A 12,696-nucleotide genomic window follows, 5' to 3' on the forward strand; every position below is an offset into this window, starting at 1 on the left:
AGTTAAGAGTTGGGATTCAATCAACTTTCAGCAAAACTTTTCATTATATCATAAAATTATTTTGCAAGAGGTCTATTCTACATTCGCGAATAGCGAATAATTAAGGTGTGGCGACTTTAATTTACTGCGAGGCGCTCGTTGAAGGGCAAGAGCCTAGTAGCGAATACAGCGCTCGCCCCGGTTGCTTGAAACCGTTGTAGGTAGGAGCGATCGCATTATAAGTTTCAGAAAACTTAGCCGCAACTCTCCTTTACCGCTATCGGTATAAATATATCTCCCAACATTGCTTGCTACGACTCATTCCTGCTTTTTGTGCAAGCTTCCTCTCTGGCATAAGTTTGAGTTTTCATGCGTTTTTTGCTGCGAATAAGCCCCCAAATTCAGCTAAAAATTAAGTTGAGTTTGCACAAGTTTACTCGCACATTCTCAGGACAAACAGCGAAAAACGCATGAAAACGCATGAAAACTTAGTCTTAAAAAGTTAATTTTGAGGTTTTTTCCTGTCCCGGTACACTTAATATCAATTTAATAATTTAACAGCAAGCTCTACACTCCAATTTTAGGCAAATGTAGCAGAGGCTCAAAAGTGGTAGCATTTATAGCAAGCTGTACTTTCACAATTGAGCAAGCCGAACTAATTGAATAGGCTGTTAAGGCTGCTTTTTTAATTGCCGCTTTGTGATAGCCATTCAGCTATTGCATATTAATGTATCGGAACAATGGCGGTAGCGTTTTTCTCTTCTTGAGTTGCAGTTCAGTTTGTTTGGTAGATTGAATGCAGTGCTACCGCACTTTTGTACAAAAAAGCGAAGTGCCTCAATATTTTTTTGCTGCCAGAATGCTAATAGCGTTACTTCGGCAAGCCAGTGAAATTTGTAGTCAAAGCAAATGCGGAGAAACTTGTTAAACTAGGCAATGAGAAGGCAGTGACAATTGTGGGGCGATGGTACGGTTGTACTTGATTTCAGAGAGAGCGCGTGAGCCACGCGCCTCTAAGTTTTAGGCCGTAACGATGCTACCCAAGTTGAATGGGGACAGTTGCGGTAATTGATGCCAGTGTTGCCAGAAAAGTCGCTACAACAGTATGAGCAATCGGCACAGTTGGATATCGGGTAAAATTAAGCCCTTTGTCACACTTGGTTAACATCCATCAGTGGCATTGATTGGGACAGTGGGATATCGGGTAAAATTAAGCCCCTTGACACTCCACCCCTAGTTTTTAGGTAGTTGTGGCGATAGCTCCACGGCGATCGATTCAAAGCCAAACCTTTGTGGTGATTTAAATTATTTTGACTTTAAAAACTACAACTCGCGACTCGACTCCGCTGCCCTTACTCGAATATCCGAATCAGCCTGCAAGTCGCTACCACTGGCTCACCATTGACCCTATCAAGTCGATGCTCGCTGTGATTATCGTTCGTCCGACAGCGAGCATCGACGCGATCGCCTTGACACCTAGGATTCCCCATTCATAAGGGTGCATCGTTTTTGTTTCTGCACGTAAAAGTCTGGTTTGTGATCACAAAAACATTGCTTGCTACCGAGAGAGAACAACTATAACCAGTCCCAACAGGTCAAGACACGAACATCACGAAAGGGCAGTAATTTGGCAGGAAATTGCAGACGGAAAGCAGGATATTTTCGGGTAAATACAGATAAAGTGCAGCCCCTGCAAATACCTGTATTTACCTGATTTTGTACAGCAAACGCCTGATTTTATACGGCACTTGCCTGACTTTAGGACACACAAAAATTAGCTAATTTTTTGGTGGTGGCTTGGCTCAAGGTGCGACTCACGAACAGATAAGTCTGATGGAACCCTAGAAAAGTTTTCATGGGAGTAACTCAAGTATTTGGGTAAACGACGGGTGTGGGGAGTTCGCCTAAAAGCCACAGTCAAGGGAATCTATCAAGCCTTCGCCGTGTTTTAGTTGCCATAATTCGCCTATCCGATCGCGCACAATTGCGTCCTCAGTCACTAGCCAAGCGTTTATGGTGGTGGCGTCGTATTTAGTCCCCGGTGCTTGCCAGCCAAACATCTGGGTGAGTAGGTTTTGCAGTTGTTCGCCATAAAATTCGTCCCACCAAACTGTTGCAATTTCTCGCAATTTTTCGGCATCAGCGGGAGTGATGGTTTCGGGTTCAGGCGTTGTGACTTGAACAGGTTCCGGTTCCCTTGGTTCCTGTGCTTCCCCCTCTGCCTTCAATTGCATCAGGACGGGCGTATGTGAGACTTTAGGAACCGCAACTGTAATCTCTTCCTGGTTGTCCGCCACTTTGTCAAGCTTGATTTGATAATCTATCTCGCTGCTGCCGTAGAAAATGTCAGTTACCTTTCCCTTTTGCCCGTGGTGGATGTTGCCGATTTCCGTTATCTCCACACGATCGCCAATGCTGAATTCTTGGTGGCGTTTTTTTTCTGCCACTACTTGATCGTCAGTTTTTCTCTCAGGCTTCTGTTCTGCTACCAATTCTGGTGGCGCGATCGGCGAGACTGACTGTGCTGTTGGCTCCAGATGCGCGATCGGCGGGACTGACTGTGCTGTTGGCTCCAGATGCGCGATCGGCGGGACTGACTGTGCTGTTGGTTCCAGAGGCGCGATCGGCGGGACTGACTGTGCTGTTGGTTCCAGAGGCGCGATCGGCGGGACTGACTGTGCTGTTGGTGTTGTTGGTGTTGTTGGTGCTGTTGGTGGGAGTGCGATCTGAATTGGGTGTGACAGTTCCACATTTACGTCTGTGACAGTTTCGGTCTCAGAAGTGCATTTTACCCCCTCCCCCCCCTGTGACAGTGGGAAGTGGCTGACTATCGGGTTAATGCTTTTGGCAGAGGGAGTTTCAGCGATTTTATAACTGTCACACTCTGAATTTTTGCTAACTATCTGCTGACTATTCTGCTGACTATTTTCTAACCCATGCACTGTATGGATTTCAGAAGAATAGTTAGCAATTGATACTGTGGGTGTGGGGGGGGGAGGGGGTAGTGAAATTTTGTCAGCAACTGTCACAGTGTCAGTTGTCTCGGTTGCTTCAAAATTGGGCAGAAAGTAGAGGTTAAATCGTTTGTCACCGGGGGCGGGTTTGCTGCTTATTAGCCGTTTATTTTCCATCCGCCCCAGCTCGCTGTAAATTGGGCCCCGCTGTTCGCGAGTGACGCCCAACAATTCCATAATTTCAGGGCCAGAAAGCTGTCTTTGTGAGTTTGCTTTTAAGACATTAAGGATTCTGTCTCGGTGAGTTTGCTGTTGCGCTGCCTCTTCCTCATCCATTCCAACTTCGCTTATGAAATCCCATGAATTGTTCTCGGTGTTGAATTCGATATTTAGCGTTGTCCCTTCAGAATCTCGGTTTGTTGCGGTAAAAATCCGTTTCGGACACTTGGGGTCGTGAATGAGTTTTTTCTTGTTATTGGGGTCTGGTTTAGGAATTCGATCGAGCATCCAAGTTCCCCAGCAAGCGCCTACAATCGCCGTTGAGCCACGGGCCCGCTCAACTCCGATTGCGTCGTTGCCCTTGTTTGCGTGGTGTACCAAAATGCCGGCCGCGCGGTAGCGAGATAGCATATCGTTCAGCGCAATGATGTTGTCGGCAAATTCGGCGCTATTCTCGCTAATTTCCTTGCCAGCGGTAATTTTCTTAAGGGAATCTATTACTACCAAGTCAGGGCGAAAATTCTCCAACTCTGCCTCTAGCACTGCCATCTGGTCAATATTCCAGCGAGGAATGACGTGTAGGTTTGCTGTGTCTTGTTTGCGGAATCCCCGTTTTGTTAGCTCTTGTTTGAGTGATTGACTGGATGCGTCAGGTGTAATTAAGAGCACTCTGCCTTGTTTGGTTCTTTGCCCCAAAAAGCGAGATTCTCCTGTAGCTACTGAAAACGCTAAATCGATCGCCAGTTTGCTTTTGCCGACTTTTGGCAACGCACACAACAGCACTGTTTCACCAACTGGAAGCAAACCAGAAACGAGCCAGTCCATTGCTTCCGACTCAGAATCAAACAACTCCTCAAGAGTCAGAACTTGGACTGTTGGCGCTTGTGTCCGCTGTTTCATTGCGGCCATTGCTTCCTTGATTGTCCCCGCACCCATACTGTATTTAGGAGCCAGTAGGGCGATTTGGCGGCACCGCTCTACTGGGTCGGACATTTGAAGTAAGGCAAGAAGTTCGAGCTTGAATCGCTCTGCGTCCATATCTCGTTTTAGGGGCTTGATAATCTTGTTCTCCCAAGCATAATCACCCATTCCCGCCTTCTGCCGCACTTTTTCAAGCTTGATGTTGGTGGTGAGCTCGTCACGTTCTGATCGCAGTATTTGTCGCGCTTGTTCTGCCGCTTCCTCCATAGAAAGCTTAGTGGTGGTTACTGCCTGTGGAGCCGGAGCCTTAAAAGCTTTCTTCTCTCCGATCACTGCTTTGATATCATCTGCGGTTATTTTGTGATGTTCAATCCAGTCGGCGATATCTAAGCCGTGGTCTTTGGGCAAATTTTCCCAAACCTTTGATTCTGGGAATGGGTAGAGCCAGAGAGCGTCAGGAAAGTATTCGGCAAGCTTGTCGGCGTGATCAATTCCCTTTTTGTCTCTGTCGGGAACTATTACAACAACCTCTGCACCCTGCAAGTCCTGGGCATCGCTTTGAGTGAACTTGCCACCGCCACCGATATTAGTAGTGGCAGCTAATCCAAGCTTCCAGAAAATGTCAGCACACGGTTCTCCCTCGACTGTGTGAACGGGCTCACCTTTTGCTATTGCCTCTCGGACTTCTGCGTAGCGATAGATAGGGATACTGGCACGGTCAACTTTATTTGTGTCCTCGGACTTTCCTAAACCAGGCAACCACCGTTTTTCGTCTTTGTCCCAGCGTTCTTGCCAGATTTTCTTCTTGCCTTCGCCGTCGTCTTCACGACAGACCCGTACCAGTCGCGAGCCGTCGCGGGCCGGGTATTCCCAGTAACGAGTTTGTTTGGGGCGGATGCTCTTAGTCGTAGGTTCCTTGAAAACGTAAACACCGCAGCGGTTATCTGAGCTCGTGCCGTCAAAGTGCCAAACGTCGGGCTGTTGAGTCTTAGCGTGGTCAAAGTTTTGATGGCACAAAACCATCTTGCCGTCGTGGCTAATGCGGCAGTCTCCATCCTTAATGCGGCCGCAGACGGGGCAAGGGTTAGACTTGCTGCTGTTGAGAAGTTTGCGAGTTGATTGGTCAAAGTTGGCTACCATTAGACCGCACCCCCGATCGCCGTTTCAAGCCCAACAGCAGAAAAACCCCAGTTAGTTATCGTACTTTGCGGGGAATGTGGTAAAATTGAGTTACAGCCCTTGTTTGAAGACTTTTTAACTCTATGGGTGGTGTCAGAATTCTGGGAACGTGCGATCGAACCGCTAGAGACAGTATTAATCGGCAACAGGACGCCAAAAAGGCGCTTTATTTTTTCTTGGATGCGTGGCATGATGGGAATAGTCGGCACTCTTATTAGGAGACCGATTTGAGGTAGTTTACTAGCTTTTGTCGTCGTTCCGCCAAGATTGAGCGACAAAAGTATCTGGCTATTTAAGATAACAAAAGAAGCGCTGAAGCCTTTATGCTGCCAGCGCTTCTTCGTTTTGAAGTTGCTTTTTGCTGTCTAATTCTAAGTGTCTATCGAGATGCCCAAGGTAAATCCATAAAGCCTCTTCAACAAACACCGAGCGCGACACTTCAAAAGATGCAGAATACTCGTTTAGCGCTTGGATTAACTCTGGCGAGGGAGCGAAAGAGCATCGCAATTTCTGAGATGATGGCAACATAAAACTTTTCCCAACTTCAACTACTCGGATTATAGCGTGTAACCCTTGCCAGCGCGATCGAAATGGAAATAGCTCGATCGAATCGGCTTCTCTCAAAAGACTGCATAGCAATCGAATTTTCATAAGTTTCTGTAAGAATTCTTAAAAGCTACTCAAGAAAAACTTACAGCTACTCAATATATCGTATGAAGTAACGAAAGCACGCGCGGGAAGTTCAAGCGAATGCTGGAATTTGGCAGTTAAAGCATTACTTGTTTACAGTAAGTTCTGAGATTTGGTAAGAATATAGTGAAAAAGTTAAGAAGCTGATTGCTTTCAACATCCCCCGCGCTTGAGCGGTAAACGCTCCTCTGTACCAACCATTCCCAAATCTGAGAATTAAACCTCTTCTCAAAAATCATGACCTCTTCGCGATCGTTCCAGTCTCTCTAGTTCGGTTCGGTTGGTGGCAAGCCAGCGCGAAAAATCTGTTCAGCCGTCAACCTCAACTCTGGGAAAGCCAGCGACTCAACTGTGTCATCGTTCCTAAGCTGTGTGACCTGGTACTCTCCATCAACCAAGCGGCAAACCGAGAGAGTGGGTTGTTTGGGAGTGCCGATGAACTTGCGACCACCCAAACCGAGATAGTCCACAATCCAGTATTCAGGAATGCCCATCTCTTCATAGTCAGCGAATTTGAGATGGTAATCGTCCCGCCAGTTCGTGCTGACGACCTCTACAGCCAGTCGTACCGAAGACCCCCGGAGTGATGATTGATTCTTTTTCCCAGCGGGGCTCGGAAGCAAATGCAGTTTGGTTGAGGACAATAGTATCTGGCTGGTAGCCAACCTCGTTGCGGATGGGCTTGAGCAGGCAGTCACCGGGGATGGAGCAAGGCAATTGTAGTCGCCTGATTTCAAAATTGATTTCACTTGTAATAAAGCCCGTAACGTTGGAATGGTTGCCGGTTCCTAAAGGCATTTCAACAATAACTCCGTGGTGTAGTTCGTAGCGGTGGACAGAGTTCTCTGGATACCAAGCGACAAACTCATCAAATGTGACTGTTTCTGTTTTGGTTTGGGTTTGGATCATGGTTGCCTGTTTCCTTTGCTAGACATTTGCTAGATACTTGCTAGATACTTGCTAGATACCTGCTAGACATTAACTAGCACCTTTACTTGCCTTACCCCGCTTGGCTTTCGGTGCTGTCGCTGGCTTGGGTGCTGTGGGATCCGGTTCTGTTGGCTGCTGGTCGGATGTGCGATCAGGAGTTTATACCAAGCTTTGTTAAGAAGCCGATCGTCCGCACCGCCCCAACTCCCTGCATGCGATCGCTCCTAAATTCCCCACACCCACACCTGATCGGCAGCCGCTTCAGTTTTGCCCGCCGCCGTTGCCCCGATTGCGGAGTTGGTTGTTGAGGTACTGCCAGAGGTCGCGAATTTCTGTTTGAATGATTCGCATTTGCTCTCGCCATTCGTTGTTCTGCTGGGAAATCAGCCTCAGCGCTTCTTGATGGCTCCCGATTGCTGAAACCAGACCGTCAAAACGTTGAGCCAGTCGGTCAACGCGATCGGTCAGTTGGTCAATGCGATCGGTCAGGCGATCTATGGCTGTCGCATTGGCAAGAGTTTGAACTTCCAACCGCCCGATCGCCTCGGAGTTGGCAAAAGTCTGAGCTTCCAGCCTGGTCAGAGCCTCGGTGTTTGCCTGCTGCTGCACTGCGGTGGCTGCAAGGATTGCTTCTATTCGGTCTAATCGATCATTGGAACTATTCATTTACTTCTGCGTAATAGAGGTCAAGGAATGGCGATCGGCATGGTTTGGGTTGAATTGTGACGTTTCCTTTGCTAGACATCTGCTAGATATTCGCTAGACATTAACTAGCACTTTTACTTGCCTTGCCCCGCTTGGCTGTTCCTGCGGTTGCTGGCTTGGTTGCGGTTGGCTCCGGTTCTGGTGGCTGCGGGTCGGATGTGCGATCGGCAGCATCTGCTAAGTCAGCCTCGGTATTTTTTAAAGAATGCCGCTTGCGGTACTCTGCAATCGCTTCTCCTAAAAGGATTGCTGCCATCTGGCTTTTGGTACGCATTTCGCGGTTAGCTATCTCATCTAAAGCTTCCCAAGTTTCATCGGGAATTACAGCATTTAGTTTTCTACTCATTAGTTCATATTCAATATCTCTCCTTCCATCATGCTATGTTCTGTCACCTTCTGTTTTGATTGTACTATGTACAACCATGATGTGATGTGCTATGATGGCAAGCATCAGAATCGATTCCAAATCGATTCTGAATTGATTCTCCCAAAGCAGGCGAAACTATGGAACTTGAAAACCAGGCTGTGATTGACGTAGAAGTTACAGAAATCGATACTCCTGAGTCAGAATCGATTGAGCGCTGGTACTCAGCAGCACAAGTGCAGCGGATTCTTGGATTGAATAAATCTGCGTTGCAGAAGGCGATCGCCAAACTACAAGATATCTACGGCATTGAGCTTAAAGCCTTACGGCGTGGGGGTGCGCGGGCCACTCAATACTCTGAGCTTGCCCTGAAAGCTTGCAAACTACTGAATGCAGGGAAGCTTAGCGAACTGCGGAAATTGGTAGAGGCCGCCCCCGTCGCACCTTCTCCCTCGATCGCCGGAGCCTTGGCAATCCCCGAATATATCCCAGTGCTTGATCGGCGAATTGCCGAATTGAACCAAACGGCACATTCTAATTCCGCATCTCTGAACCAAAACGTGATGCAACTTCTGGCTCAAATTGCCAAGGAAAACCAAGCAGCACAAAAACGTGATGCTGACTTGGACAATGCCGAAATCAACGCAGCTCGAAACCGTGGAGCTGGGAGGGCTTTAGCAGTATTTCAAGCTGAACAGGAGGCACAGGCTGAAGTTCTGGCACAACTGCGGGCAATGAAGCTGGGAGCCGAATAATGAGCTTCTACAAAGTAAAAGTGCAGCGCGAAAGCAACACCCCCAGAGTGTTTAACGTCATCGCCAAGAAATCTCAGGACGCTGTTGTAGTGGCAGCCCTAAGCTTGAGAGAAGAGGGAGTAACTGACGCGAAAGGTATCGAAGTAATTGGTCAAATTAACAGTTTGAGGGATTGATTAATATGGTACGAATCATCAATGGCGTAGTGTTTGAAGACGGCAAACCTGGCAAACGGGTTATCAATACTCAGGGCGGTAATTACGTCGAGAAAATCGAAGGTGATTTTATTGCTGGCACAGTTATCAACCATAAAACATCGCCAACTCCAGCACGCAAGGATTTGTCTAAAGACGGTGAGGATGCAATTGACGTGAAATCTGAGGAGGTTTAGCGATGAACGACGATGACAAAGACTTCGACAAAAATGTAACCAAAATAATGGTTGGCGGTGCGCTTGTGGCTGGCACTCTAATTTTTGCAGTCGGCTACGATACTGGCTATCAGTCTGGAGCAAAAAGAGTCCCGGAGCCGACAATTATTCACGGCAACCTGACAATCATCAACAACAACAGCAACAACCATAGTTCAAGCCAGCCGACTGCCCTAGATAAGTAATCGACTGGCCTGCAAGCAATCTCCCCCCGTTAAAAGGGGGAGATTTCAAACACCGTACAAGGTATCTAAGGAGAATTTTACTATGGATTTTGGCCGAGATAACAGCAGCGTAGCGATACGCAACCCCGCAGCCGGACACAGCCCATACATTGACGAAAAAGCGGGAGACTGGGCCGACACAGAAGCCGACATCCTCTCTTACTTAAGCGACGTTAACAAACTGGAAGCGATGGCGGACAAAGCTGCCAACTCCGAACAGCTTGCCTTAGTTTTAGAACCATTCCTTGACAACGCTGAAACCTATCTGGAGTCCTTGGGGAAAATTGCTGACGGTCAGGTCAAGTGGACTGAAATTAGGAAAAAATTCGGTTCCAAAGTTGCCAATGCCATTGCCAAAATTCGCAAACTAAATGCGGAGTTTGGCTCGGAGATGGAGCAACTAGATGCCCGCGACCGCGCAGCAATGCTGAAAATCGAGACTGGGCGACAACACGGATTAGCCGAAATAGCTTCTGAGCTTGTGGGTGACTTGCAGGCCGAACTGTGGCGACACGAAAATAAGATGGAAGCCATCGCAAATCGGGGCGAGGTGGCGTCCAAGCGCCAAACGATTCGAGAATCGCTACAAGAAAAACGCCAAAGTTTGCTCAAGCGCGCAACGGTCGGTTCGGATAGGGGGATTCAAGAAAAAGTCCCAGTCACTATTGGATCAGCCACCCTCTCCAACGGTGTCTCGGCAACGGGTACACCTAGAGGATTTGGAGGCTGGTTTGCGAATGTAGCCAACTTCAACAAGCGGTAAAAAAGAGGGGACTTATGCACGAATTCATCGGGGCCAGTCCCCTTTCCTTTGTGGGAGGGGGCATTCAGCAGCAACAACAACAGCAATATCAGCAAGTTACAGCACCAACAATTGACCAACCGCAGCCAGAAGAAACCAATGCCGAACGCCACTACCGCGATGCTGCTAATTTCTGCGAAGTCATCGCACCCGCAGCTATTGGTTCAGCAGTGGTTTTCGCATTTCATTTGATGCAAGTCGCAGGCGGGTCGGTAGTGGCAATCGGAATTTACCAGATTTATCTATTAGCCAAGATTACCGGGCAATCGCAGCATCGCTTGTCTACTGCAATTGTCGGCGCTGGGGTGACAGGAGCTATGCTTCTTAGCCTTGCCGAACCAATAGCTGAATTGCAGCAAGCAAGTGATGCAAAAACACGTCTAGCGACAGGAATTAAAGAACTCCAGACAGCGAAAAAACCTACTTCCAATAACTTGGATTACTTGCCATCAGTTGCACTTGTCGCCATTGTTTTTTGCCTAATCTTCAAAGTCAAAGGAGCAAGCAAGTAATGGCTCTGACACCAAAACACGCTCAACTATTGAAATCTAATCGTGCGCTGCTTCTGACTTTTGAAAGTTTCCCAATTGCTGGCAAGTTGTCAGCGGTTGCTTTGGCGCTTTTACTGGGAATATATGGCAGCATAAACGCGCTCAAAGGGACGGCAAGCGATACGGTACAGGTCTGCATCCGTAACAAACAATCACTGCAATGCGCCGACAAAACGGGGAAACCGTATTTAATGACCCAATACCACGCTCAAGAGTGGAAGGCAAACGGCATCCCCGGTGAGGTGGTTTTTCACAACACAATCCCTGCAACCAATCGACACAAAGCGCTGTGGATGGCACTTGCTGCTGGTAGCTTTAGTGTTGCCGGAGTGGGCTTGAGAAGTTTGCAAAACTCTGAGCGACAACTTGCAAACTATGAAGCCATCGCAGAGAAGCGCGACTTGGCAAAAGGGCAACTCAATGCTCGTACCGAACTGCTAGAAGATTATCGCAGTATGGCAGTTAAAGAAGTCCAGGTGCAGGGTGATTTGGAAGCTGCTGCAAATGACTGTGCCGTGGTTTTGAAACAGTGTGAAGTTTTGGGTGAAGCCGATATCAGAATTGCTCAACTGGATGCTGAGGAAGCCGTCTTTGAAGCGGAAGTGGCGGGATTGTCTGATGACAAAAAGCAAGAGTATATAGACTTTTTGCGGAAACAGAAAACTCCTTTCCTGCTGACGGGGACACAAACACTCGACAGCATCAGTTACCCTGGCGACAAAGTAGAATCTGGTTCAGCGTCAGCAATTGAGTCTACGAAAACCCCCGGAGAACAGCTCTTAGATGACTTAGCATACTCCGACAAGTCAATGATTCTTGCAGGGTCTACCGGGGCGGGGAAAAGTCACACTCTAAGTTCGTGGCTCAGGTCACTTTATGACCAAGCCAGAAGCAAAGCACAAACTGCATCGGTGTGGATTCTTGGGCGAAAGAACGATAGCTTTTGTGGGCTGCGAGAAGCCGGAAAACTAACAATTTTCAACTCGATAGACCCGACGAAAGCCTACAAGTTAATTGAGAATTTCCACAAGAATTTCTTGGCCCGACTTGAAAGCATATCAGAAGCTGACCGCAAACATCTACCCCCGTTACGCTTGATTTTAGAGGATTGGTCATCCATAGTTCTGACTCTCAGGAAGGCTTACAAAGCTCTTTGGGCAAAGATTGAATTAATGTTGCTCGACATCATTACAGTCGGTCGAGATTACAATGTTTGCCTTCTGGTATTGGCTCAGTCGCTAAACCTTGAAGCGCTTGGATTGGTTGGAGATGCAAACTTGCGGGCAAACATGGCGATTGTAGCCCAGGGACTTTTGGTTAAAACTGAAGACGGCAAAACTAAGGGCGATTATCTGCTGGTTGAGTTGTCAATTAAGAACCAATACATCGTCTCCGATAATGCTCAAAGGGCAACGCTTTTAGCCAAGGTTAACGAGCTGATACCCGAATCTAAAGCGAAACAGATTCCTATTTTCTTTACGACCCTGGGCAACGGAAACGTAGGTTTGCTGCCTCATATCGAGAAAGCTTTTATTAAGCTTACGCCACAAGAAAGAGACGAGCCATTAACTTTTGATATCGAGAGATTCAGGCAGTATTTGATTCGGCGGGAGCAAGGAACTGCTACCCAAATAACTCAAACAATAGATGCCGAAAACCACCAAAAACCACACCTCTCTGACTCTGAATATTTACAGCGGGTTTACGATTTAGAGTTTGATTTGGGCAATAAAAAGCCGTCCGATAGTCCGACAGAGGATTCCCCAGAGGATTCCTCAGAGGAAGTGTCCGACGATGACGACGATATCGTCGGACAGCCAGAGGCCTTGTCAGATAAGCTGTCCGGCGAAGTGTCCGGCTTCGTGTGGACTGTCCGACGGTTCGGGCAAATGTTCCCTAACGTGGCTCCTGAGCAATTACAGCGGTTCCCGCTGTTATGAGGTACAGTAGCAGCAATTAGCAAACCAATTTCTTAAATGTTTAGGGTTCATTA

At 47.7% G+C, this 12,696-nt stretch carries 12 protein-coding genes and 1 pseudogene; 8 read left to right on the forward strand and 5 right to left on the reverse strand.

Annotated features, from left to right (window positions below; all coding sequences use genetic code 11):
- The first annotated feature begins 1,289 nt into the window (after positions 1-1,289).
- Positions 1,290-1,475: a hypothetical protein gene (locus QUB51_RS28990; protein ID WP_333264340.1), complete on the forward strand. Its 186-nt coding sequence runs from the start codon at positions 1,290-1,292 to the stop codon at positions 1,473-1,475.
- Positions 1,476-1,883: 408 nt separating this feature from the next.
- On the opposite strand, the gene QUB51_RS28995 is transcribed toward QUB51_RS28990, so the two are convergent.
- The 5 genes and pseudogenes from QUB51_RS28995 to QUB51_RS29015 form a co-directional block, all read right to left on the reverse strand.
- Positions 1,884-5,213, reverse strand: a complete 3,330-nt coding sequence (locus QUB51_RS28995) for an AAA family ATPase (RefSeq protein WP_333264337.1) — start codon at positions 5,211-5,213, stop codon at positions 1,884-1,886.
- 360 nt (positions 5,214-5,573) lie between these two features.
- Complete coding sequence (locus tag QUB51_RS29000; protein WP_333107857.1) at positions 5,574-5,903, reverse strand: hypothetical protein; 330 nt, start codon at positions 5,901-5,903, stop codon at positions 5,574-5,576.
- Positions 5,904-6,208: 305 nt separating this feature from the next.
- Positions 6,209-6,851: pseudogene (locus QUB51_RS29005) on the reverse strand (Uma2 family endonuclease).
- 282 nt (positions 6,852-7,133) lie between these two features.
- Complete coding sequence (locus QUB51_RS29010) at positions 7,134-7,538, reverse strand: hypothetical protein (protein WP_333107860.1); 405 nt, start codon at positions 7,536-7,538, stop codon at positions 7,134-7,136.
- 100 nt (positions 7,539-7,638) lie between these two features.
- Positions 7,639-7,923 carry a ribbon-helix-helix domain-containing protein gene (locus tag QUB51_RS29015; RefSeq protein ID WP_333107861.1) on the reverse strand — a complete coding sequence of 95 codons (285 nt, stop codon included), beginning with the start codon at positions 7,921-7,923 and terminating at the stop codon, positions 7,639-7,641.
- A gap of 158 nt (positions 7,924-8,081) precedes the next feature.
- On the opposite strand from QUB51_RS29015, the gene QUB51_RS29020 reads away from it, so the two are divergent.
- From QUB51_RS29020 to QUB51_RS29050, 7 genes are all read left to right on the forward strand, one after another.
- Complete coding sequence (locus QUB51_RS29020; protein ID WP_333264334.1) at positions 8,082-8,696, forward strand: hypothetical protein; 615 nt, start codon at positions 8,082-8,084, stop codon at positions 8,694-8,696.
- Positions 8,696-8,872 carry a hypothetical protein gene (locus tag QUB51_RS29025; RefSeq protein WP_333107863.1) on the forward strand — a complete coding sequence of 59 codons (177 nt, stop codon included), beginning with the start codon at positions 8,696-8,698 and terminating at the stop codon, positions 8,870-8,872. The genes QUB51_RS29020 and QUB51_RS29025 overlap by 1 nt, the downstream gene beginning before the upstream one ends.
- Positions 8,873-8,877: 5 nt before the next feature.
- Complete coding sequence (locus tag QUB51_RS29030) at positions 8,878-9,087, forward strand: hypothetical protein (protein ID WP_333107864.1); 210 nt, start codon at positions 8,878-8,880, stop codon at positions 9,085-9,087.
- Positions 9,088-9,089: 2 nt separating this feature from the next.
- The gene (locus tag QUB51_RS29035) at positions 9,090-9,311 is read left to right on the forward strand and encodes a hypothetical protein (protein ID WP_333107865.1); all 222 of its coding nucleotides are present in this window, start codon (positions 9,090-9,092) and stop codon (positions 9,309-9,311) included.
- Positions 9,312-9,393: 82 nt separating this feature from the next.
- The gene (locus tag QUB51_RS29040; RefSeq protein ID WP_333264331.1) at positions 9,394-10,113 is read left to right on the forward strand and encodes a hypothetical protein; all 720 of its coding nucleotides are present in this window, start codon (positions 9,394-9,396) and stop codon (positions 10,111-10,113) included.
- Positions 10,114-10,127: 14 nt separating this feature from the next.
- Complete coding sequence (locus QUB51_RS29045; protein WP_333264328.1) at positions 10,128-10,664, forward strand: hypothetical protein; 537 nt, start codon at positions 10,128-10,130, stop codon at positions 10,662-10,664.
- A complete protein-coding gene (locus QUB51_RS29050) occupies positions 10,664-12,643 on the forward strand; it encodes a hypothetical protein (RefSeq protein ID WP_333264325.1) in 1,980 nt (659 codons plus the stop codon). The genes QUB51_RS29045 and QUB51_RS29050 overlap by 1 nt, the downstream gene beginning before the upstream one ends.
- Positions 12,644-12,696 lie beyond the last annotated feature (53 nt).

Source organism: Microcoleus sp. AT8-A3 (genome assembly GCF_036705675.1).
In the GTDB taxonomy this organism is placed as follows: Bacteria; Cyanobacteriota; Cyanobacteriia; order Cyanobacteriales; family Microcoleaceae; genus Microcoleus.

Excerpts from the sequence above, each read along its gene's own strand:
- QUB51_RS28995 (WP_333264337.1), bottom strand. The coding sequence starts at position 5,213 with ATGGTAGCCAACTTTGACCAATCAACTCGCAAACTTCTCAACAGCAGC.
- QUB51_RS29000 (WP_333107857.1), bottom strand. The coding sequence starts at position 5,903 with ATGAAAATTCGATTGCTATGCAGTCTTTTGAGAGAAGCCGATTCGATC.
- QUB51_RS29010 (WP_333107860.1), bottom strand. The coding sequence starts at position 7,538 with ATGAATAGTTCCAATGATCGATTAGACCGAATAGAAGCAATCCTTGCA.
- QUB51_RS29015 (WP_333107861.1), bottom strand. The coding sequence starts at position 7,923 with ATGAGTAGAAAACTAAATGCTGTAATTCCCGATGAAACTTGGGAAGCT.
- QUB51_RS29020 (WP_333264334.1), top strand. The coding sequence starts at position 8,082 with ATGGAACTTGAAAACCAGGCTGTGATTGACGTAGAAGTTACAGAAATC.
- QUB51_RS29025 (WP_333107863.1), top strand. The coding sequence starts at position 8,696 with ATGAGCTTCTACAAAGTAAAAGTGCAGCGCGAAAGCAACACCCCCAGA.
- QUB51_RS29030 (WP_333107864.1), top strand. The coding sequence starts at position 8,878 with ATGGTACGAATCATCAATGGCGTAGTGTTTGAAGACGGCAAACCTGGC.
- QUB51_RS29035 (WP_333107865.1), top strand. The coding sequence starts at position 9,090 with ATGAACGACGATGACAAAGACTTCGACAAAAATGTAACCAAAATAATG.
- QUB51_RS29040 (WP_333264331.1), top strand. The coding sequence starts at position 9,394 with ATGGATTTTGGCCGAGATAACAGCAGCGTAGCGATACGCAACCCCGCA.
- QUB51_RS29045 (WP_333264328.1), top strand. The coding sequence starts at position 10,128 with ATGCACGAATTCATCGGGGCCAGTCCCCTTTCCTTTGTGGGAGGGGGC.
- QUB51_RS29050 (WP_333264325.1), top strand. The coding sequence starts at position 10,664 with ATGGCTCTGACACCAAAACACGCTCAACTATTGAAATCTAATCGTGCG.